The following is a 19,575-nucleotide window of genomic DNA, read 5'->3' as shown; positions in this document are numbered from 1 at the left end:
TGATCAATTTCGGCAATCAAAGGAACTGATATGAAGAAAAATTTACTGATAGGTGCATTTGCAAGCTTAATGTTCAGTGGCAGTTTATTTGCTGCAGACTTAACTGGAACTTGGCAAAGCATTGATGACAAAACTGGCTCACCTAAGGCTTTAATTGAAATTACCAAAGCGGAGAATGGTACGTTTACGGGTAAAATTGTCAAAGTCACACCACGTGCAGGCTACACCCCTAAAACCATTTGTGTCGATTGCCCTGCCCCATATACCAATAAACCACTCGTCGGCTTAGAAATTATTAAAGGTTTACAACATGTGGATAACAACAACTATGCCAACGGGCGTATTCTTGATCCACTTGCAGGCAAAATGTATAGCTTAAAAGGACGTCTTGCTGCCAACGGTAAACGCCTAACCTTGCGTGGTTACGTCGGAATTTCAGCCATTGGTCGGACACAAACGTGGATTCGCCAACAATAAGCGAGTAATTGTGTCTCATCGGTCATTTTTTCTGGATACTCGGGACTTTGTGTCCGTTAATTCACAGATTAGACTAGCCGCAAAGACCGAGTAAGGGAAATAAAATGATTCAGAAATTGGCTTTAGGAATAGCCGTCATCTTCGGCAGTCTAAGCACTTTGGCGATGGCACAAGATTTAGCAGGAACTTGGCAACAAATTGATGATAAAACAGGCTCACCCAAAGCTGTCATCGAAATTCGTAAAGAAGCCAATCAAACCTATACGGGTAAAATTGTGAAAGTAACCCCGCGTCCGGGTTATACCCCACGTGAACTTTGTAATAAATGCCCTGCGCCTTATACCGACCAACCTATTTTAGGGATGGATATTTTAAAAGGCTTACAACAAGTCAAAAACAGCAACAATTACGAAAAAGGACGCGTAATTGATCCATTGGCAGGTCGTATTTACGATGCAAAAATTCGCCTCAACTCAACAGGTAAACGTTTAACTTTACGTGCTTATATGGGTGTATCTACACTAGGTCGCAGTCAAACTTGGATTCGAATTCAATAAAATTCAAGATAAAAAATAGCCACCTCAATAGGTGGCTATTTTCATTTCATCATCACATTTTTAAATTTTAAAGATGAATGTTATTACCATTCTGCCAGCGGATTATCCACTGCAAACAATTGCTGATCTTCCAAACGATAAGCCACAAGCTGATTGCCCCACACACAACCGCCATCCACATTTTGAATATTGTCGGCTACCGTTTGTCCCTGCAATGCTGCCCAATGACCAAATACGATTTGATGTGTTTGCGCAGCTAAAGATGGATATTCAAACCACGGTTTAAAACCTTCTGGCATCGGATCATCTAAGGCATCTTTAAAGCTAAATTCCAAACCACCCTGTGCATTGGCTAAACGCATACGGGTCAAATAGTTGGTAATACAACGTAAACGCGCATGCCCCTCTAAATCATCCGACCAAACTGCAGGTTCTGCCCCATACATTTCCTTTAAGAATGCATCCACTACCTCAAAGTCCTCATGCCCAATCACCGCCTCAACTTCTTTTGCCAAAGCTGCGGTTTGTTCCGCATTCCAAATATGTGGAATACCTGCATGAGTTAAAATGGTGTTTTCATTAGGAAAAAGACACAATGGTTGTTTACGCAACCAATCAATCAAATCATCACTGTCAATTGCATCAATCACATCACGAGTGTTGTCTTGTGCTTTGATTTTCTTTAAGCCACGTGCGCCTGCCAACAAGGTTAAATCGTGATTGCCTAACACCGTTGCTGCAACGCCACGATCTACCAGTTTTTTAATAAAACGCAAAGCACCTACCGAGTTTTCACCCCGCGCGACTAAATCGCCTGCAAACCAAATAAAATCTTGATCGGGATCGAACTGTATTTCTTTTAATAATAGTTTTAAGGCTTCAAAGCAGCCCTGCACATCACCAATGACATAGTTGTATCGAATTGCTGCCATTAATTCACCATCTGATCTGCCAATGCGACAAATGCACTCAAACTTAAAGTTTCAGGACGTGCCATTGGGTCTACCCCTGCACGTTCAAACGCATCTTCAGCCAACATACCTTTTAAGCTATTGCGCAATGTTTTACGACGTTGGGTAAATACATGCGCCACCAAACGTGCCAATGCTTTTTCATCTTTGGCAATAATCGGTTTAGTCACATAAGGCTCTAAACGGAATACTGCAGAAGTCACTTTAGGCGGTGGATTAAATGCGCCAGGCGGTACTTCAAACAAGAAGGTTGGCTTACAGTAATACTGCATCATCACCGATAAACGCCCATATTCTTTGGTATTCGGTTCAGCCGTGATACGATCTACCACTTCTTTTTGCAGCATAAAGTGCATGTCTTTAACTTTGTCACCAAACTCTAAGAGATGAAACAAAAGCGGCGTCGAAATGTTATACGGCAAGTTTCCAACCACACGTAGCGGGCGCCCTTCCTGAAATAACTCGGTAAAGTCATATTTCAGCGCGTCACTTTCTACAATAGTTAAACGCTCAGGATGTGGCACACGTCCCGGTAAGCCTGCGGCCAAATCACGGTCTAATTCCACTACAGTCAAAGCATCACACTCACCAATTAAAGGTGAGGTCAATGCCGCTAAACCCGGTCCAATCTCGACAATATTATCGCCTGGACGTGGGTTCACTGAGCGGACAATTTTGGCAATCACGCGTTGATCATGCAAAAAGTTTTGACCAAAGCGTTTACGAGCCTGATGCCCTTCATCTTTTGGGTTTAGGGCATTAATTTGATACATAAAGATTTCCAAGCTGAAATTATGAACGTGCTAAATCCAGCGCTAAATCGACAGCAACATGCAAGCTAGAACTTTTCGCAAGTCCCGTACCTGCGAGGGAGAGCGCTGTGCCGTGATCGACTGAAGTGCGAATAAACGGTAAGCCTAAAGTAATATTAATTGCTTCACCAAAGCCCTGAGATTTTAACACAGGTAAACCCTGATCGTGATACATCGCTAAAACTGCATCGGTATCTTTTAAATTTTCTGGGGTAAATAAAGTATCTGCAGGTAAACTTAAACTGAGATTTTCACCGCGATTACGGTAATTTTGCAGCACAGGATTAATCACCTCAATTTCTTCCATGCCTAAATAACCATCTTCGCCCGCATGTGGGTTCAAACCACAGACCAATACTTTAGGATGTTCAATTTTAAACTTGCTTTTTAAATCGTGCAGCAAAATATCAATTACTTGTTCTAAACGTGTTTTGGTAATGGCATCTGCCACGGCACGTAAAGGTAAATGCGTGGTCGCCAAGGCAACGCGTAAGGTTTTGGTGGCTAACATCATCACCACACGCGCAACACCTGCAAACTCCTGATAATATTCAGTGTGCCCACTAAAAGAAATACCAGCTTCATTAATAATAGATTTTTGCACGGGTGCTGTCGCCACGCCCACACTCTTACCTGTCATTGCATAAGAAGCTGAGCGACGTAATTGCTCCAAAACGTAAGTTGCATTTTGTGCATTTAAATGCCCCAACTCAACATCTACAGCCAAAGGCACATGCTCAACATATAACTGCCCAAGCGCTGCAGGCTGTTGCTGACCTGAATATTCAATCAATTCGACTTGTTGCTTTAGAATTTCGGTGCGTTGTTGTAATAATTGATGATCTGCCAATACCACAATTGGACGCTCATCTTGTCGAGCTGCCAGACTTAGACAAATATCAGGTCCAATACCTGCAGGTTCACCACTGGTGACATATAAAGGGCGCATGCAGCTTCATCCACTATAGCTAGGTGTAGCTGAATTATAGCGCCATCCTGAGCAAAATTGTTTTATCTCCAATCTAATCTAAATCGGCTATCTAAGATGCCCATCTGATGCGCCCATTCCGAAATGCCAATCACGACCATACATAACAACAAACCTATAAATAGTATTTTGGGCGCTTGTTGAGTGACTGCTCGATAGTTTTGATCAGATAGACTCAACATGATGAAGCCACCGATGCCATATAGCATAAAAGGGAGCAAGGTGATGTGCATAAATACAGAATAGATTAAGATAAAATCAAATACATCAGTACCATAAGCTGCACCTACCAACAAAAATGCCAGTTCATACAGACCAATCAATGTGATGAAAAAACCTGCTATAAATTTTAGCAGTTTATTTGGTTGCGGCTTTAATGCTTCTGTCGTTAATGCTTTTGTCGTTGTAGCGATGCGTTCTAAATCATCAGACATAGTGATCCGTCCTCATCATTATTATTAGCTGCGACCATACAGAAAAAGCTAAAACAGCACTAGATAAAGAAGATCAATACCTGATTTTTACTGTCGTGAAATGGTCGCTAGAGGTGATTTTGCTTTTATAACCAAACTTGATAAAATATAGCGCTTAAAATGTGACTTTTCCATTGTAGTTCTACCCATTCTCAGGTAGAATTCGGACTCCTTTTTGTTTGGACAGCTTCCATAGTCCAAACCAACTATAATAGGTAGTGGTTTAATGAAAACTCTCAGCGCTAAGCCAGCTGAAGTTCAACACGACTGGTACGTTGTTGATGCTTCTGGCAAAACTCTAGGTCGCCTTGCGACAGAAATCGCTCGTCGTTTACGCGGTAAGCACAAAACTTCTTATACTCCTCACGTTGACACTGGCGACTACATCGTTGTCATCAATGCTGAGCAAGTTCAAGTGACTGGTAACAAATCACTTGACAAGAAATACTATCGCCACACTGGTTTCCCTGGTGGTATCCGTGAAACTAATTTCGAGAAATTAGTTGCTCACAAACCAGAAGAAATCTTCCAACGCGCTGTAAAAGGCATGTTGCCAAAAGGTCCTCTTGGTTATGCTATGATCAAGAAAATGAAAGTGTACGCTGGTGCTGAGCATCCTCACACAGCTCAACAGCCACAAGTTTTGGACATCTAAGGGATACAGCACATGGCTACTAACTATGGTACAGGTCGCCGTAAGACCGCAACTGCACGTGTTTTCTTATCAGCTGGTACAGGTAAACTCGTAATTAACAACCGTACTCTTGAGCAATATTTCGGTCGTGAAACTGCTCGTATGATCGTACGTCAACCATTAGAGCTTCTTGAAGCTACTGAAAAATATGACCTTTACATCACTGTTGCTGGTGGTGGTATTGGTGGTCAAGCTGGTGCAATCCGTCACGGTATTACTCGTGCATTGATCGCATCTGACGACACTTTAAAACCTGCTCTTCGTCAAGCTGGTTTCGTTACTCGTGATGCTCGTGAAGTTGAACGTAAGAAACTTGGTTTACGTAAAGCTCGTAAACGTCCACAATTCTCTAAACGTTAATTCGTTTACCGAATCGGACACAAAAAAAGCCTTGGATTTTCCAAGGCTTTTTTTTATGCAAATCAACGAGCTGAGCATTTTAAGTCAGATAAACAATTCGGATTCACATACACCAAAAATCAAAATTCAATACAGTCCAAAAATTGAAAACCAATCAACAAATATCTCATACACTTTTATCAGCTTTGCTGGGTGATTTTAGTGGCTAAGTTTAGTATCCTATTCTATTCATTTGGTTTTATTTCGGATTATGTCAGTCGAGAACGCACCCTTACAAGGCATTACCCTCTACAGTCATGCGGACGACTTTCGCTCACATTGGATTCGTTACGTTCTGGCCGAAAAACAAATCAAATATCAACTGATTTTGGTCGATTATGAAGATGAAGATCTTGCAAGCCTGAATCCGTATAATCAACTTCCAATGCTGCTAGAAAACGATTTAAAACTCTTTAATACTGCGATTATTTCCGAATATCTGGATGATCGTTATCGACAAAATAAACTCTATGCAGATGCACCTATGCCACGTGCAGAACAACGTCAATATATTTGGCGCTTTGAACAAGACTGGTTCAAACTTGCCGATCAGATGCTACGTCATCCTGATAGCTTAGATTACACAACACAGCGCGCTGCACAAAAAAAATTACGTGATACACTCATTTCACTGACACCATTATTTCAGCATTATCCTTATTTCATGTCAGAAAATTTCAGTATTTTAGATTGCATGCTGGCATCCTTATTTATACGGCTAAAAGCCATGGGCATAGAATTACCTCAACAACACTGTCGTCCAATTTTCCTGTATTGTCAGCGGATTTTTTCACGCCCTGCCTTCACTCAAGCAATGACTTTGCAAGAAAAAAATCGCTATCAAGAATTTTTAATTCATACTTAAAGAGCATATTATGTCTGAATCTGAAATCAATTTAAGTCCAACCCGTCCTTATTTAGCCCGCGCAATTTATGAATGGATTTGTGATAACCAACTCACACCACATTTATTGGTCGATGCTACACAGCCGAATACGCTTGTTCCTGAACAATTTATTCAGGATGGTCAGATTGTCCTAAATATCGTTCCACATGCAGTGCATGCCTTACACATGAGCAATGATGCAATCACCTTCTCTGCACGCTTTGGTGGCGTATCACGCGACTTATATGTACCTATGAATGCCGTCGTAGGTATCTATGCAAGAGAGAATGGACAAGGCTTATTCTTTGATCCAAGTGAGTATGCACATATCCAAAATGATCAAGATGCTTTAGAATCAAAGACTGAAGAAAAAACCGAACAAACTAAGAAAAAACCAAGCCTTAGATTATTAGATTAAAACAATGGAGTAGTGAATGGCTTTTGATTTAGTACAATATTTTGCAGCGCAGATTAAACTTCAAAAGCCCTCGCTTTTGAAACAATATAATGCTGTTGATCGCGACCAATATATTCAAGAAATCAATGCGCTGAGCTTAGGCAAACTGGTCAGTCTGTGGCGAGAAGACAACCAAAAACTTTATCAAGAAATTGATCATCAAGATGAATTATATATTCAGGAAATTGCACGTCGACTCACCACATCTCCACACAATCAGTCACCTCTCTCCAAAACTGAGCTTGAACAGAATATTAGTGAAGTCTTAGCCTTACAACTCACAGAGCTCAAGCAATTGGATCAAACCGGTAATTTTGGCAATAAAGGTCTAGGTGAATTATTGCTAGGTCAAATTGAACATTTATCTGGTCAAGCGGATGATTGGGTTTGGTCAACAAACGATCTAATAGAGTTAAAAGGTTCTAAACCAATTCCTCAAGAAGAGCTATCATTAGAGGCATCAATGAAGGAGTTTAATCAAATGGTACAACAACATACCCACGATGATCATCAAAATATTGAGCCTGTAGAAGCAATTGTACCCACTTGGTCTAAAGTACTAGAACCTATCGTTGCGATTGCGATTTTAGCAATTCTATGGTGTTCCGTTACTCAATTATTCGCTTAAATCAATCTTCTATCTAAGCCGTAATAAAACCATCATCATCTGATGGTTTTATTTTGCCTTCACTTTTTATAGTTTTTAATATTTTCTTTTCTACATAAAAAAACACCCTCAACGCTAGTTGAGGGTGTTTAGAATAATGAGCTGGCGATGACTTACTCTCACATGGGTAACCCCACACTACCATCAGCGCGAAGAGGTTTCACTTCTGAGTTCGGGAAGGGATCAGGTGGTTCACTCTTGCTATGGTCGCCAGCACAACTGTTTACGGAGACTTGCATTGGTCTTATTCACGACTGTGATGCACTGCGTTTTCCGAATCTGTAACAGATTGGGCTGTATTGGGTCTGAATTTTATTGTTTAGCGTTAACTAAATCAAGATCAGTCTGAATTGACTGATTGGATTTGAATCGATTGAGCATACAACCCCAACTGTTTGGGTGTTGTATAGTCAAGCCTCACGAGCAATTAGTATTGGTCAGCTTCACATATCGCTATGCTTCCACATCCAACCTATCAACGTCGTAGTCTTCAACGGCTCTTTAGGAGGCATAAAGCCTCGGGGAAATCTTATCTTGAGGTAGGCTTCCCGCTTAGATGCTTTCAGCGGTTATCCCTTCCGAACATAGCTACCCGGCGATGCGACTGGCGTCACAACCGGTACACGAGAGGTTCGTCCACTCTGGTCCTCTCGTACTAGGAGCAGATCCTCTCAAATTTCCAGCGCCCACGGTAGATAGGGACCGAACTGTCTCACGACGTTCTAAACCCAGCTCGCGTACCTCTTTAAATGGCGAACAGCCATACCCTTGGGACCTGCTTCAGCCCCAGGATGAGATGAGCCGACATCGAGGTGCCAAACACCGCCGTCGATATGAACTCTTGGGCGGTATCAGCCTGTTATCCCCAGAGTACCTTTTATCCGTTGAGCGATGGCCCTTCCATACAGAACCACCGGATCACTAAGACCTACTTTCGTACCTGCTCGACTTGTGGGTCTCGCAGTTAAGCGCGCTTTTGCCTTTATACTCTACGCGTGATTTCCGACCACGCTGAGCGCACCTTCGTACTCCTCCGTTACTCTTTAGGAGGAGACCGCCCCAGTCAAACTACCCACGGACATGGTCCTCGTCCCGGATAACGGGACAGAGTTAGAACCTCAACATTACCAGGGTGGTATTTCAAGGACGGCTCCACTCGGACTAGCGTCCAAGTTTCAAAGCCTCCCACCTATCCTACACAAGTAAGGTCAAAGTTCAATGTCAAGCTGCAGTAAAGGTTCACGGGGTCTTTCCGTCTAGCCGCGGGTACACCGCATCTTCACGGCGAATTCGATTTCACTGAGCCTCTGCTGGAGACAGCGCCGCCATCATTATGCCATTCGTGCAGGTCGGAACTTACCCGACAAGGAATTTCGCTACCTTAGGACCGTTATAGTTACGGCCGCCGTTTACTGGGGCTTCGATCAAGAGCTTCGCTTACGCTAACCCCATCAATTAACCTTCCAGCACCGGGCAGGCATCACACCCTATACGTCCACTTTCGTGTTTGCAGAGTGCTATGTTTTTAATAAACAGTTGCAGCGGCCTGGTTTCTGAGGCTGTCGACAGCTCAAGGAGCGAGTCCTATCACCATCAACAGCGTACCTTCTCCCGAAGTTACGGTACCATTTTGCCTAGTTCCTTCAGCAGAGTTCTCTCAAGCGCTTTGGTCTACTCGACCTGACCACCTGTGTCGGTTTCGGGTACGATTCCAGTGTAACTGAAGCTTAGAGACTTTTCCTGGAAGCAGGGTATCAGCCACTTCACTGTACAAGTACAGCTTGCTATCAGATCTCAGCATAGAGCACCCCGGATTTGCCTAAGATGCATGCCTACTTCCTTTCACCTGGACAACCAACGCCAGGCTGACTTAACCTTCTCCGTCCTCTCATCGCATTACACTGAAGTATTGGAATATTAACCAATTTCCCATCGACTACGCCTCTCGGCCTCGCCTTAGGGGTCGACTCACCCAGCCCCGATTAACGTTGGACTGGAACCCTTGGTCTTTCAGCGAACGGGTTTTTCACCCGTTTTGTCGTTACTCACGTCAGCATTCGCACTTCTGATACCTCCAGCAGACTTCTCAATCCACCTTCTTCGGCTTACAGAACGCTCCCTACCACGTATACAATGTATACATCCGCAGCTTCGGCACATAGTTTTAGCCCCGTTACATCTTCCGCGCAGGCCGACTCGACTAGTGAGCTATTACGCTTTCTTTAAAGGGTGGCTGCTTCTAAGCCAACCTCCTAGCTGTCTATGCCTTCCCACATCGTTTCCCACTTAACTATGATTTTGGGGCCTTAGCTGGCGGTCTGGATTGTTTTCCTCTTGACTACGGACGTTAGCACCCGCAGTCTGTCTCCCGGATAGTACTCATTGGTATTCGGAGTTTGCATCGGTTTGGTAAGTCGGGATGACCCCCTAGCCGAAACAGTGCTCTACCCCCAATGGTATTCGTCCGAGGCGCTACCTAAATAGCTTTCGGGAGAACCAGCTATCACCGAGTTTGATTAGCCTTTCACCCCTATCCACAAGTCATCCCCTGGCTTTTCAACGACAGTGGGTTCGGTCCTCCAGTTAGTGTTACCCAACCTTCAACCTGCTCATGGATAGATCACCCGGTTTCGGGTCTATACCCAGCAACTATACGCCCTATTAAGACTCGATTTCTCTACGGCTCCCCTATTCGGTTAACCTTGCTACTGAATATAAGTCGCTGACCCATTATACAAAAGGTACGCAGTCACCACACGAAGTGGCTCCCACTGCTTGTATGCATGCGGTTTCAGGATCTATTTCACTCCCCTCACAGGGGTTCTTTTCGCCTTTCCCTCACGGTACTGGTTCACTATCGGTCAGTCAGGAGTATTTAGCCTTGGAGGATGGTCCCCCCATATTCAGACAAGGTTTCACGTGCCTCGCCCTACTCGTCATCATTATGTGTGCCCTTTCGTGTACAGGACTATCACCCACTATGGTTGCACTTCCCAGAGCATTCCACTAAAACACACATAACTTAATGGGCTTTTCCCCTTTCGCTCGCCGCTACTGAGGGAATCTCAATTGATTTCTTTTCCTACGGGTACTGAGATGTTTCACTTCCCGCGTTCGCTTCGTATGACTATGTATTCATCATACGATACCTACCTTAAGGTAGGTGGGTTTCCCCATTCAGAAATCTCCGGATCAAAGGATATTTGCCGCCTCCCCGGAGCTTTTCGCAGGCTATCACGTCTTTCATCGCCTCTGACTGCCAAGGCATCCACCACATGCACTTAATTACTTGACTATACAACCCCAAACAGTCGTTAATCCCTACAAGTAGGATTAAGACAATTAAATAAATATAAAATATTTATTTAATTCACAGTTTGATGTCTTGTGCACTTAAGCACTGTACAGCTTCAATTAGATTCATATACCAAAACGCTTGATTCAGTTAATTTGCTAGTTCTCATTTCAATTCGTAATTAAACCGTAACACCGAAGCATTACTGTCAATCTTGAATTAAATGAGTTGAACAATTTATTTCAGACTCAATTTTGCCAATCTGTTAATGAATTAATGCGTCTTCGTCAGATCGCACTAAATACTGTGATATTTAAATCACAGAACTTAATAAACCATCAAATCTAATCATTCGATCTTTTATTAAGTTCTGCAATCTTTAGCTTAAAGCTCCAGTATATGTGTGCCTGCGCACAGCATAGCTGTTTGCTTAAATTTTAAGGAAAAACAGTGCTTTTCTGATCTTAAAATTTGGTGGAGACTAGGAGAGTCGAACTCCTGACCTCCTGCGTGCAAAGCAGGCGCTCTACCAACTAAGCTAAGTCCCCAGCTTATCATCTGTGATTCGATGTATCGGATTATAGCCTGCGCACTCACTCACGTTCGTTTGCCTTGCGCTTCGCCTTAAAGCAGTGCTTTAAGTCTTGCTCATGGTGGGTCTGACAAGACTTGAACTTGTGACCCCACGCTTATCAAGCGTGTGCTCTAACCAACTGAGCTACAGACCCTCAGATACATCAATGAAGAACAACTTGTTGTGGATTCTTACCAATCGTCAATCTTTCGTTAAGGAGGTGATCCAGCCGCAGGTTCCCCTACGGCTACCTTGTTACGACTTCACCCCAGTCATCGGCCACACCGTGGTAAGCGTCCTCCTTGCGGTTAGACTACCTACTTCTGGTGCAACAAACTCCCATGGTGTGACGGGCGGTGTGTACAAGGCCCGGGAACGTATTCACCGCGGCATTCTGATCCGCGATTACTAGCGATTCCGACTTCACGCAGTCGAGTTGCAGACTGCGATCCGGACTACGATCGGCTTTTTGAGATTAGCATCCTCTCGCGAGGTAGCAACCCTTTGTACCGACCATTGTAGCACGTGTGTAGCCCTGGCCGTAAGGGCCATGATGACTTGACGTCGTCCCCGCCTTCCTCCAGTTTGTCACTGGCAGTATCCTTAAAGTTCCCATCCGAAATGCTGGCAAGTAAGGAAAAGGGTTGCGCTCGTTGCGGGACTTAACCCAACATCTCACGACACGAGCTGACGACAGCCATGCAGCACCTGTATGTAGATTCCCGAAGGCACCTTTCCATCTCTGAAAAGTCTCTACTATGTCAAGGCCAGGTAAGGTTCTTCGCGTTGCATCGAATTAAACCACATGCTCCACCGCTTGTGCGGGCCCCCGTCAATTCATTTGAGTTTTAGTCTTGCGACCGTACTCCCCAGGCGGTCTACTTATCGCGTTAGCTGCGCCACTAAAGGATCAAATCCCCCAACGGCTAGTAGACATCGTTTACGGCATGGACTACCAGGGTATCTAATCCTGTTTGCTCCCCATGCTTTCGCACCTCAGTGTCAGTATTAGGCCAGATGGCTGCCTTCGCCATCGGTATTCCTCCAGATCTCTACGCATTTCACCGCTACACCTGGAATTCTACCATCCTCTCCCATACTCTAGCTAACCAGTATCGAATGCAATTCCCAAGTTAAGCTCGGGGATTTCACATTTGACTTAATTAACCACCTACGCGCGCTTTACGCCCAGTAAATCCGATTAACGCTCGCACCCTCTGTATTACCGCGGCTGCTGGCACAGAGTTAGCCGGTGCTTATTCTGTGGGTAACGTCCACTTAGCCCAGGTATTAACCAGGTAAGCCTCCTCCCCACTTAAAGTGCTTTACAACCAAAAGGCCTTCTTCACACACGCGGCATGGCTGGATCAGGGTTCCCCCCATTGTCCAATATTCCCCACTGCTGCCTCCCGTAGGAGTCTGGGCCGTGTCTCAGTCCCAGTGTGGCGGATCATCCTCTCAGACCCGCTACAGATCGTCGCCTTGGTAGGCCTTTACCCCACCAACTAGCTAATCCGACTTAGGCTCATCTATTAGCGCAAGGTCATAAAGAGCCCCTGCTTTCTCCCGTAGGACGTATGCGGTATTAGCATCCCTTTCGGAATGTTGTCCCCCACTAATAGGCAGATTCCTAAGCTTTACTCACCCGTCCGCCGCTAGCTCAGTTACCGAAGCAACCTCGCCCGCTCGACTTGCATGTGTTAAGCCTGCCGCCAGCGTTCAATCTGAGCCATGATCAAACTCTTCAGTTAAAATCATTTTGAAGTTTTAATCTAAACTTCCAAATCTGGCTCATCAATTTTCTGACTTAAATTTCGCTCAAATAAACTTCGAGTAATTTAAACCAATCAATCAATGAAATATTTTCGATCAATCAATCAGTAAAAATCCACACAAGTTGTTCTTCATAATCTCTTAATGATCTTCTCAATGCTTCGTCAGCATCAAGCTAGGTCGGCTATATTACGCTTTATTTCTAAAGTGTCAACTGGTAATTTAAATTATTTTAAACTTTCTTTCTAAAACCCAACTCAATCATTCTTAACCAAGTCATTGTTTTATCAGAAGTTTTAATCTTCATCACCGCCGATGGATGTGCATTATAGGGCAAATATTTCGCCTTGCAACCCCTCTTTTTAAGTTTTATGAGTTTTTTAGTCCGAACGGTTATTTATTCGGCAAAATCATTTAGATCTGTATTATTCTTGCTCAAAATTAGCAGTATGCTTATTTTCCAATATTAGCTACACTACTTTTATGTTCATTCGTGTTGTATTGAAATGACTCAAAATTTAAAAATAATAACCTTGCTGTCATTTGTAGCAATGCAAACACCTATTTTGTATGCTGCACCTGCATCAAATCTTTATAACACTACATTCTCCATTTTAGCGTATGCAAAATGGCAAGCTAGCACGCCCAAACTTTGTGTCGTAAATCAAGATAATATTGCACAACAATTCAAAAAACATGCCCCATTACATAATAAATATGACATTCAACCCATTCAAAGCCATGAAATATCTAAAAGTAATTGTCAAATATTAATTTTTTCTACGCTTTCTGCTGCACAAGAACAACATACCTTAAATACTCAAGTTCGATTTCCAGCCCTATCTATTAGTTTAAACAATCTGGAATGTGAAACTGGCAGCGCTTTTTGTCTTTATAAAAAAAATGATAACTATGCTTTTAAAGTCAACATGGAAAGCTTGACTCAATCTCAAGTGCATATTGATCCGCGTGTATTACTGCTTGCAAAAACATCGGAGTCAAACTCATGAAGCAGTTATACACTCCAATTACCTTGCATCAATTATTCACACGCGCACAACTCACTATTTTTGTTTTAACTTTTACAATTTGCTCTGGTATTTTTTTGGTGATCTCAACCTACACCATGAACACCTTCGCAAAAAATAGTTTGCAAAGTTTATCTGCAGCATTAAATGAACGTATTCAACCGGCTGTTGTATTCAATGACCAAATAACACTGAACGAAATTCTGTCTGAACATACGCAGCGTTATTCTATTCGTTCAATTGAAGTACGCTCACCTAAACAGACACGTATTGCCTTTATTGAACAGCAAGGTCTAGAGCATTTTTCAATTCAGGCTTTATTGGACTATCTGTTTTTTAATCATCCTGTTCGGCTGAGTATTGACCATGATCAGCAAAACTATGGTGAGTTGGTGGTGTATGGAAACTCTAGTGACTTGGTCAGTTTTTTTTATAAAATCGTTTTAGGATTAATTTTCGGTTTTATTTTGCTTTTAATTGCTGTGTTTTGGTCAATTAATTCAATTTATCAATATCTCATGCAATCTTTAAGTTCTATTGTCAGCTCGGCACAGGAGATCAGTGCACAAAAAAATTATAAGCTGCGCGTTTCAAGTTCAGATATTCAAGAACTTCATGAACTGAGTTATGCCTTTAATGGCTTACTCAATGAGATTGAACAATCCCATAAGAATTTATTGGTTGAAAATCATAAACTGCAATTTCAGTCGCAATACGACAATTTAACGCAGTTGCCAAATCGTAATTATTTTTATGAAACACTGTTTAAGCTATTTACCCAGCCTTCTGCTACGGCTGCAGTATTTTTTTTAGACATTAATAACTTTAACCAAATCAATAACCAATTTGGGCATTTGACGGGCGATAATATTTTACGTGATTCATCACATTGTCTAATTCAGATTTTGCCCTCACATGCGTTTGTTGCGCGTTTAGGTGGCGATGAATTTGCAATAATCTTAACTGGCTCACACTCCACTTCAGAATTAGAGGGTTATTGTCAAAAGATTCATGCTTGCTATACCTCTACATTTAGGTATGAACAGCAACAAGTTTCCCTAAATGTCAGTATTGGCGTAGCATTGATTGAATATGCCAAAACTCCTGAAAATTTAATTGCCGATGTCGATCGCGCAATGCTCAAAGCCAAACGTGATCAATCAAAATGGTATATTTCACCTCAATCAAACAATAAACAGGTTCCTTATGCTTAAAAAAGTTCTGATCGGTACACTTATTTTTGTTATGGTTTCACTCAGTGCTTGCATGAGTTTAGGGAATGTCAGCTATAAGCAGGCACGCATGCTAAAACAAGAAGGTTTTATTTTAAGTGATGATGGCTGGACTTTAGCCCTGCCTGAACGCTTGTTATTTGGTTTTGATGAATACGCCATTCAAAACAACCAAAAAGAACGCCTGAACCAATTGGCACAACAGCTGCATAAATATGACTTGGATAAACTCAAGTTTATTGGTCACACAGATAACCTAGGCTTAGCCAGCTACAATCAAACCCTTTCTGAAAAACGCGCCCAAAATGTGGCTCAGGTTTTTTTAGATCAAGGTTTTGAAAGAAAAAATATTCAGGTGATTGGGCGCGGTGCAACACAACCAATGGTAAGCAATGACACACCAGCAAATCGTGCCACCAACCGACGCGTCAATGTGACGATTGTGCCTTAATAAAAAAGACACTAAAACTTTCTTATTTTTAGCCTCATTCTTGAGGCTTTTTTATGCCGACCAATAACTAATATGAAGCCAATTTTAAACCTAACAAGGCTTTCACAAATTTCAGGCATAAAAAAACCGCTTAACGCGGTATCTTTATTGACTTGACCATTTATACTTAGCATCTGTTCTATTTAGAAAATGGTCGGAGCAGTAGGATTCGAACCTACGACCCCCTGGTCCCAAACCAGGTGCACTACCAGGCTGTGCTATGCTCCGAAATTGGGGTGAATGACGGGATTCGAACCCGCGACAACTGGAATCACAATCCAGGGCTCTACCAACTGAGCTACATCCACCATCATGTTTGGTTCTTTTATACCAAGCTACCAAAAAATGGCGCGCCTGACAGGATTCGAACCTGTGACCATCCGCTTAGAAGGCGGATGCTCTATCCAACTGAGCTACAGGCGCATGACCGATGATACATAATATCATGCGATACGTTGCCTTGAAGAATTGGTCGGAGCAGTAGGATTCGAACCTACGACCCCCTGGTCCCAAACCAGGTGCACTACCAGGCTGTGCTATGCTCCGATTCATCTCAGCTTTTTGTGTATCGCACATCGTGCGGTACGGTGTGCATTCTAGGCGCGACGCCCGAAGACGTCAACACCTATATTTAAAAAAAATTAAAAAAAAGCTTCAACCGTATATTTATCAAGCATTTTTGATATTTTTCAATCAATTTTAGCGTTTTAAGCTCGCACTGAAATTCAACATACGATCTAGTGGTAATTTAGCACGTTCTGCCATGGCAGGTTCAACGAATACTTCTTGATCACCTGTTTGCAATACATGCAAAATTCCATCCAATTCATTCATCGCCATCCACGGGCAGTGTGCGCATGAACGACAGGTTGCACCCTCACCTGCAGTTGGTGCTTCAATTAGAATTTTATTTGGTACAGCTTGCTGCATCTTGTAGAAAATACCGCGGTCTGTTGCCACAATTAAACGCTCGTGTGGCAAAGTTTTTGCCGCTTGAATAAGTTGCGAGGTACTGCCCACCGCATCAGCTACATCAACAACTGATTCTGGTGATTCTGGATGCACCAAAACTGCTGCATCCGGATACATGGCTTTCATATTGGCTATACCGCGTGAACGGAATTCTTCATGCACAATACACGAACCATCCCAAAGCAGCATATCTGCGCCAGTTTTCTTTTGAATATAGCGTCCTAAGTGCTGATCTGGCGCCCAAATGATTTTTTCACCTAAGCTATCGAGATGTTCAATAATTTCAACCGCACAGCTTGAGGTAACGACCCAATCTGCACGCGCTTTTACCGCAGCCGATGTATTGGCATAAACCACGACTGTATGATCAGGATGCGCATCACAGAAGCGGCTAAACTCATCGACAGGACAACCTAAGTCTAGCGAACAAGTCGCTTCTAAAGTTGGCATAAGAATGGTTTTTTCTGGCGATAAAATTTTGGCAGTTTCGCCCATAAATTTTACACCAGCTACGACCAACGTGGTTGCCGCATGATCACGACCAAAACGTGCCATTTCCAGTGAATCCGAAACACAGCCACCTGTTAATTCAGCCAGTTCCTGTACTTCAGGATCGCAGTAATAATGGGCAACCAAGACAGCATTGTGCTTTTCGAGTTCTGCTTTAATTTGCGCAAATTTTTCCTGCTTGGCTTGCTCACTCAAATGATGTTCTTTGGTTTCACCCAAGCGATCTAAATGCGCCTGCACAATTGATTTGGCTTCATTGGCAATTAAATTGGTCGCATCATTCATAACAACGTCTTCTCTATCTTCATGCTTGCCCGAACACAAGCTTACTCAAGTCACTGATGATATGGGGGCAATTTACTCATTCACCAGCCCTTTGCCGATTGAATGCTAAAAAAGCCTCACAACGGAGGCTTTATCACTCAATTTGAATTTTTACGAACGGTAATCCGCGTTGATCTTGACATAATCGTAAGACAAGTCACAAGTATAGACTGTATCTGTCGCTTGACCACGTCCTAAATTTACACGAATGGTCATTTCGGTTTGTGCCATGACTCGCGCGCCCGCTGCTTCGGTATAGTCGGCAGCAGCACCGCCATCTTTGCAAATTTGCACATCATCCAACCAAACCTGAATTTTTTCAACGTCTAAATTTGGCACGCCTGCATAACCAATTGCAGCAAGAATACGCCCCCAGTTTGGATCTGAGGCAAAAATGGCCGTTTTTACCAATGGTGAATGTGCAATGCTGTACGCAATATCACAACATTCTTGGGTATTGTCACCATCTTCAACACGTACCGTAATGAATTTTGTTGCACCTTCACCATCACGGATAATCAGTTGTGCCAAACGCAACATCACACGATTCAAAACATCTAATACCACAGCATAACGCGGGTCATTTTCACTGCAAATTTCAGTGCCACCCGCCTGACCTGTCGCCACCAAGATACATGAATCATTGGTCGAGGTATCGCCATCTACAGTAATACGGTTAAACGATTGTTCTACGCTGTGTTTGAGCAATTGCTGCAAGATGTCACGTTGAATTGGTGCATCGGTTGCAACATAGCTGAGCATGGTCGCCATATTTGGGCGAATCATACCTGCACCTTTAGAAATGCCTGTCATGCTATAAGTAATACCATCTAACTCAAACTGCTCAGATGCACCTTTTGGCGTGGTATCTGTGGTCATAATACCTGTCGCAGCATCATGCCAAGCATCCTCACGTAACGATGCCAGCGCAGGCGCTAAACCAGCAACCAAGCGCTCAATCGGCAATTGCTCACCAATCACACCTGTAGAAAATGGCAAAACTTCTTGGGTAGATACACCTGCCAATTCAGCCAATTTGGCACAGGTGATTTCTGCATTTTGCATACCCAATTTGCCTGTACCCGCATTGGCATTACCTGTATTAATGACCAAATAACGCGGATTGCCTTGAGCTAAATGTGCTTTGGACACATGCACAGGCGCAGCGCAAAATGCGTTTTGAGTAAATACGCCCACTACATTTGAGCCTGCTGCAAATTCAAAAATAACCAGGTCACGTCGGTTCTGATAACGCACATAAGCCTCTGCTGAACCAATTTTTACACCTTTGACCACATGCATGTGTGGCATAGAGACGTCACCAACTGCCATTTTGAAATTTCCAGTACAAATTTGAGAATGTCACAGCTTAGTGGAAATTGAAGAAAAAATCGAGCATCCTCCCTGCTTGATTCAACTTTTGTTAATACACAAGGTCATATATAAAAAACCAGCCCGTATGGACTGGTTTTAATCTTCAATGTAATACATCAGCAACTAAAATTATACTGATTGAGCCTATTGGGATTATGGCGTAGTCGCAACCACGGTTTCACCCAATAAAGCCTGTTTTGCACGTTCTTGACTTGCTGCAGATAAAGCAGGATTTGCAGCCACAATACGATTTACATTGGCAGCATTCGCAGGTGCAATCGCTGCAGTATGCAACACGATTGGACGCTGATCTGGATTGGCAAAGGTATAACGAATACCTGTGCGTGGGCTTGCCACAGTCACGTGACCATTATCCACTTGTACCTGTGCAGTGGTCGCACCCACAGCAGCTTGAACTTTTGCAGGAGTTGTCGTTGTTGCCGCATTTGCAAATGTGAAAGTAGGCAAGCTCAAGGCAACAATCATTAAAGGTTGTAATACTTTTTTCATTTTTTGTTCCACACATGGATATTGCATGTGCAACTAAATAGCATTTAATTCCAAAATCTGCAAATGCTATACACATCTTGCAAAACTATTACCACAAAGATTTTGCGCCCAA

General features: G+C 43.0%; 17 protein-coding genes, 6 tRNA genes and 3 rRNA genes. 10 read left to right on the top strand and 16 right to left on the bottom strand.

What is annotated here, in order from left to right; translation table 11 throughout:
• The first annotated feature begins 30 nt into the window (after positions 1 to 30).
• Both J4G44_RS05105 and J4G44_RS05100 read left to right on the top strand, forming a co-directional pair.
• The gene (locus J4G44_RS05105; RefSeq protein ID WP_207973902.1) at positions 31 to 477 is read left to right on the top strand and encodes a DUF2147 domain-containing protein; all 447 of its coding nucleotides are present in this window, start codon (positions 31 to 33) and stop codon (positions 475 to 477) included.
• Between the two features lie 104 nt (positions 478 to 581).
• Positions 582 to 1,034, top strand: a complete 453-nt coding sequence (locus J4G44_RS05100) for a DUF2147 domain-containing protein (protein ID WP_004972473.1) — start codon at positions 582 to 584, stop codon at positions 1,032 to 1,034.
• Positions 1,035 to 1,117: 83 nt separating this feature from the next.
• Here the strand turns inward: J4G44_RS05100 and J4G44_RS05095 are convergent, their stop codons facing one another.
• The 4 genes from J4G44_RS05095 to J4G44_RS05080 form a co-directional block, all read right to left on the bottom strand.
• Positions 1,118 to 1,966: a symmetrical bis(5'-nucleosyl)-tetraphosphatase gene (locus tag J4G44_RS05095; protein WP_096901578.1), complete on the bottom strand. Its 849-nt coding sequence runs from the start codon at positions 1,964 to 1,966 to the stop codon at positions 1,118 to 1,120.
• On the bottom strand, positions 1,966 to 2,778 hold the full coding sequence (gene rsmA, locus J4G44_RS05090) for a 16S rRNA (adenine(1518)-N(6)/adenine(1519)-N(6))-dimethyltransferase RsmA (RefSeq protein WP_004972477.1): 813 nt from the start codon (positions 2,776 to 2,778) through the stop codon (positions 1,966 to 1,968). Before rsmA ends, J4G44_RS05095 begins: the two co-directional genes overlap by 1 nt.
• 19 nt (positions 2,779 to 2,797) lie before the next feature.
• Entirely contained in the window at positions 2,798 to 3,766 is a 969-nt protein-coding gene (gene pdxA / locus J4G44_RS05085) for a 4-hydroxythreonine-4-phosphate dehydrogenase PdxA (protein ID WP_167845792.1), read from the bottom strand.
• A 62-nt stretch (positions 3,767 to 3,828) separates the two neighbouring features.
• Entirely contained in the window at positions 3,829 to 4,239 is a 411-nt protein-coding gene (locus J4G44_RS05080) for a hypothetical protein (RefSeq protein WP_136144144.1), read from the bottom strand.
• Positions 4,240 to 4,504: 265 nt separating this feature from the next.
• On the opposite strand from J4G44_RS05080, the gene rplM reads away from it, so the two are divergent.
• From rplM to J4G44_RS05055, 5 genes are all read left to right on the top strand, one after another.
• Entirely contained in the window at positions 4,505 to 4,933 is a 429-nt protein-coding gene (gene rplM / locus J4G44_RS05075) for a 50S ribosomal protein L13 (protein WP_004909012.1), read from the top strand.
• 12 nt (positions 4,934 to 4,945) lie between these two features.
• The gene (gene rpsI, locus J4G44_RS05070; protein ID WP_004972483.1) at positions 4,946 to 5,332 is read left to right on the top strand and encodes a 30S ribosomal protein S9; all 387 of its coding nucleotides are present in this window, start codon (positions 4,946 to 4,948) and stop codon (positions 5,330 to 5,332) included.
• Positions 5,333 to 5,582: 250 nt separating this feature from the next.
• Positions 5,583 to 6,236, top strand: a complete 654-nt coding sequence (locus tag J4G44_RS05065) for a glutathione S-transferase N-terminal domain-containing protein (protein ID WP_096901581.1) — start codon at positions 5,583 to 5,585, stop codon at positions 6,234 to 6,236.
• A 10-nt stretch (positions 6,237 to 6,246) separates the two neighbouring features.
• Positions 6,247 to 6,675: a ClpXP protease specificity-enhancing factor gene (locus J4G44_RS05060; protein WP_004972487.1), complete on the top strand. Its 429-nt coding sequence runs from the start codon at positions 6,247 to 6,249 to the stop codon at positions 6,673 to 6,675.
• Positions 6,676 to 6,691: 16 nt separating this feature from the next.
• Positions 6,692 to 7,342, top strand: a complete 651-nt coding sequence (locus J4G44_RS05055) for a hypothetical protein (protein WP_004972488.1) — start codon at positions 6,692 to 6,694, stop codon at positions 7,340 to 7,342.
• Between the two features lie 139 nt (positions 7,343 to 7,481).
• Here J4G44_RS05055 and rrf read toward each other — a convergent pair.
• From rrf to J4G44_RS05030, 5 genes are all read right to left on the bottom strand, one after another.
• Positions 7,482 to 7,596 (bottom strand): 5S ribosomal RNA (gene rrf / locus J4G44_RS05050).
• Between the two features lie 191 nt (positions 7,597 to 7,787).
• Positions 7,788 to 10,676: ribosomal RNA gene (locus tag J4G44_RS05045) — 23S ribosomal RNA — on the bottom strand.
• 472 nt (positions 10,677 to 11,148) lie between these two features.
• Positions 11,149 to 11,224 (bottom strand) — tRNA-Ala (locus tag J4G44_RS05040).
• 103 nt (positions 11,225 to 11,327) lie between these two features.
• A tRNA-Ile gene (locus tag J4G44_RS05035) sits at positions 11,328 to 11,404 on the bottom strand.
• Positions 11,405 to 11,463: 59 nt separating this feature from the next.
• Positions 11,464 to 13,001, bottom strand: a 16S ribosomal RNA gene (locus tag J4G44_RS05030).
• Together the 16S, 23S and 5S rRNA genes with 2 tRNA genes alongside form the textbook arrangement of a ribosomal RNA operon.
• Before the next feature lie 528 nt (positions 13,002 to 13,529).
• Between J4G44_RS05030 and yfiR the strand changes: the two genes are divergently transcribed.
• From yfiR to yfiB, 3 genes are read left to right on the top strand one after another with little or no spacing between them, the layout of a single operon-like run.
• Positions 13,530 to 14,033: a regulatory sequestration protein YfiR gene (gene yfiR, locus J4G44_RS05025; protein ID WP_096902398.1), complete on the top strand. Its 504-nt coding sequence runs from the start codon at positions 13,530 to 13,532 to the stop codon at positions 14,031 to 14,033.
• Positions 14,030 to 15,265 carry a diguanylate cyclase DgcN/YfiN gene (gene dgcN / locus J4G44_RS05020; RefSeq protein ID WP_207973901.1) on the top strand — a complete coding sequence of 412 codons (1,236 nt, stop codon included), beginning with the start codon at positions 14,030 to 14,032 and terminating at the stop codon, positions 15,263 to 15,265. Before yfiR ends, dgcN begins: the two co-directional genes overlap by 4 nt.
• On the top strand, positions 15,258 to 15,734 hold the full coding sequence (yfiB, locus tag J4G44_RS05015) for an outer membrane lipoprotein YfiB (protein WP_154321033.1): 477 nt from the start codon (positions 15,258 to 15,260) through the stop codon (positions 15,732 to 15,734). The genes dgcN and yfiB overlap by 8 nt, the downstream gene beginning before the upstream one ends.
• Positions 15,735 to 15,924: 190 nt before the next feature.
• On the opposite strand, the gene J4G44_RS05010 is transcribed toward yfiB, so the two are convergent.
• From J4G44_RS05010 to J4G44_RS04980, 7 genes are all read right to left on the bottom strand, one after another.
• Positions 15,925 to 16,001, bottom strand: a tRNA-Pro gene (locus J4G44_RS05010).
• Positions 16,002 to 16,005: 4 nt separating this feature from the next.
• Positions 16,006 to 16,081 (bottom strand) — tRNA-His (locus tag J4G44_RS05005).
• A gap of 38 nt (positions 16,082 to 16,119) precedes the next feature.
• Positions 16,120 to 16,196, bottom strand: a tRNA-Arg gene (locus tag J4G44_RS05000).
• Positions 16,197 to 16,242: 46 nt separating this feature from the next.
• Positions 16,243 to 16,319 (bottom strand) — tRNA-Pro (locus J4G44_RS04995).
• Between the two features lie 153 nt (positions 16,320 to 16,472).
• Positions 16,473 to 17,540 (bottom strand): quinolinate synthase NadA, encoded by a 1,068-nt coding sequence (nadA, locus tag J4G44_RS04990; RefSeq protein ID WP_026438463.1) that lies wholly within the window; start codon positions 17,538 to 17,540, stop codon positions 16,473 to 16,475.
• A gap of 150 nt (positions 17,541 to 17,690) precedes the next feature.
• Complete coding sequence (argJ, locus tag J4G44_RS04985) at positions 17,691 to 18,911, bottom strand: bifunctional glutamate N-acetyltransferase/amino-acid acetyltransferase ArgJ (protein WP_096902401.1); 1,221 nt, start codon at positions 18,909 to 18,911, stop codon at positions 17,691 to 17,693.
• 195 nt (positions 18,912 to 19,106) lie between these two features.
• Positions 19,107 to 19,463 carry a hypothetical protein gene (locus J4G44_RS04980; RefSeq protein WP_167845789.1) on the bottom strand — a complete coding sequence of 119 codons (357 nt, stop codon included), beginning with the start codon at positions 19,461 to 19,463 and terminating at the stop codon, positions 19,107 to 19,109.
• Positions 19,464 to 19,575 lie beyond the last annotated feature (112 nt).

The organism is Acinetobacter towneri (genome assembly GCF_017498585.1).
Taxonomy (GTDB): domain Bacteria; phylum Pseudomonadota; class Gammaproteobacteria; order Pseudomonadales; family Moraxellaceae; genus Acinetobacter; species Acinetobacter towneri.
The sequence above is the reverse complement of the archived record's forward strand: the minus strand, read 5'-3'. Positions and strand labels throughout refer to the sequence as shown.

Coding starts and splice junctions, on each gene's coding strand:
- J4G44_RS05105 (WP_207973902.1), top strand. CDS start 31: ATGAAGAAAAATTTACTGATAGGTGCATTTGCAAGCTTAATGTTCAGT.
- pdxA (WP_167845792.1), bottom strand. CDS start 3,766: ATGCGCCCTTTATATGTCACCAGTGGTGAACCTGCAGGTATTGGACCT.
- rplM (WP_004909012.1), top strand. CDS start 4,505: ATGAAAACTCTCAGCGCTAAGCCAGCTGAAGTTCAACACGACTGGTAC.
- nadA (WP_026438463.1), bottom strand. CDS start 17,540: ATGAATGATGCGACCAATTTAATTGCCAATGAAGCCAAATCAATTGTG.
- J4G44_RS05095 (WP_096901578.1), bottom strand. CDS start 1,966: ATGGCAGCAATTCGATACAACTATGTCATTGGTGATGTGCAGGGCTGC.
- J4G44_RS04980 (WP_167845789.1), bottom strand. CDS start 19,463: ATGAAAAAAGTATTACAACCTTTAATGATTGTTGCCTTGAGCTTGCCT.
- yfiR (WP_096902398.1), top strand. CDS start 13,530: ATGACTCAAAATTTAAAAATAATAACCTTGCTGTCATTTGTAGCAATG.
- argJ (WP_096902401.1), bottom strand. CDS start 18,911: ATGGCAGTTGGTGACGTCTCTATGCCACACATGCATGTGGTCAAAGGT.
- J4G44_RS05080 (WP_136144144.1), bottom strand. CDS start 4,239: ATGTCTGATGATTTAGAACGCATCGCTACAACGACAAAAGCATTAACG.
- rpsI (WP_004972483.1), top strand. CDS start 4,946: ATGGCTACTAACTATGGTACAGGTCGCCGTAAGACCGCAACTGCACGT.
- dgcN (WP_207973901.1), top strand. CDS start 14,030: ATGAAGCAGTTATACACTCCAATTACCTTGCATCAATTATTCACACGC.
- J4G44_RS05060 (WP_004972487.1), top strand. CDS start 6,247: ATGTCTGAATCTGAAATCAATTTAAGTCCAACCCGTCCTTATTTAGCC.
- J4G44_RS05065 (WP_096901581.1), top strand. CDS start 5,583: ATGTCAGTCGAGAACGCACCCTTACAAGGCATTACCCTCTACAGTCAT.
- J4G44_RS05100 (WP_004972473.1), top strand. CDS start 582: ATGATTCAGAAATTGGCTTTAGGAATAGCCGTCATCTTCGGCAGTCTA.
- J4G44_RS05055 (WP_004972488.1), top strand. CDS start 6,692: ATGGCTTTTGATTTAGTACAATATTTTGCAGCGCAGATTAAACTTCAA.
- yfiB (WP_154321033.1), top strand. CDS start 15,258: ATGCTTAAAAAAGTTCTGATCGGTACACTTATTTTTGTTATGGTTTCA.
- rsmA (WP_004972477.1), bottom strand. CDS start 2,778: ATGTATCAAATTAATGCCCTAAACCCAAAAGATGAAGGGCATCAGGCT.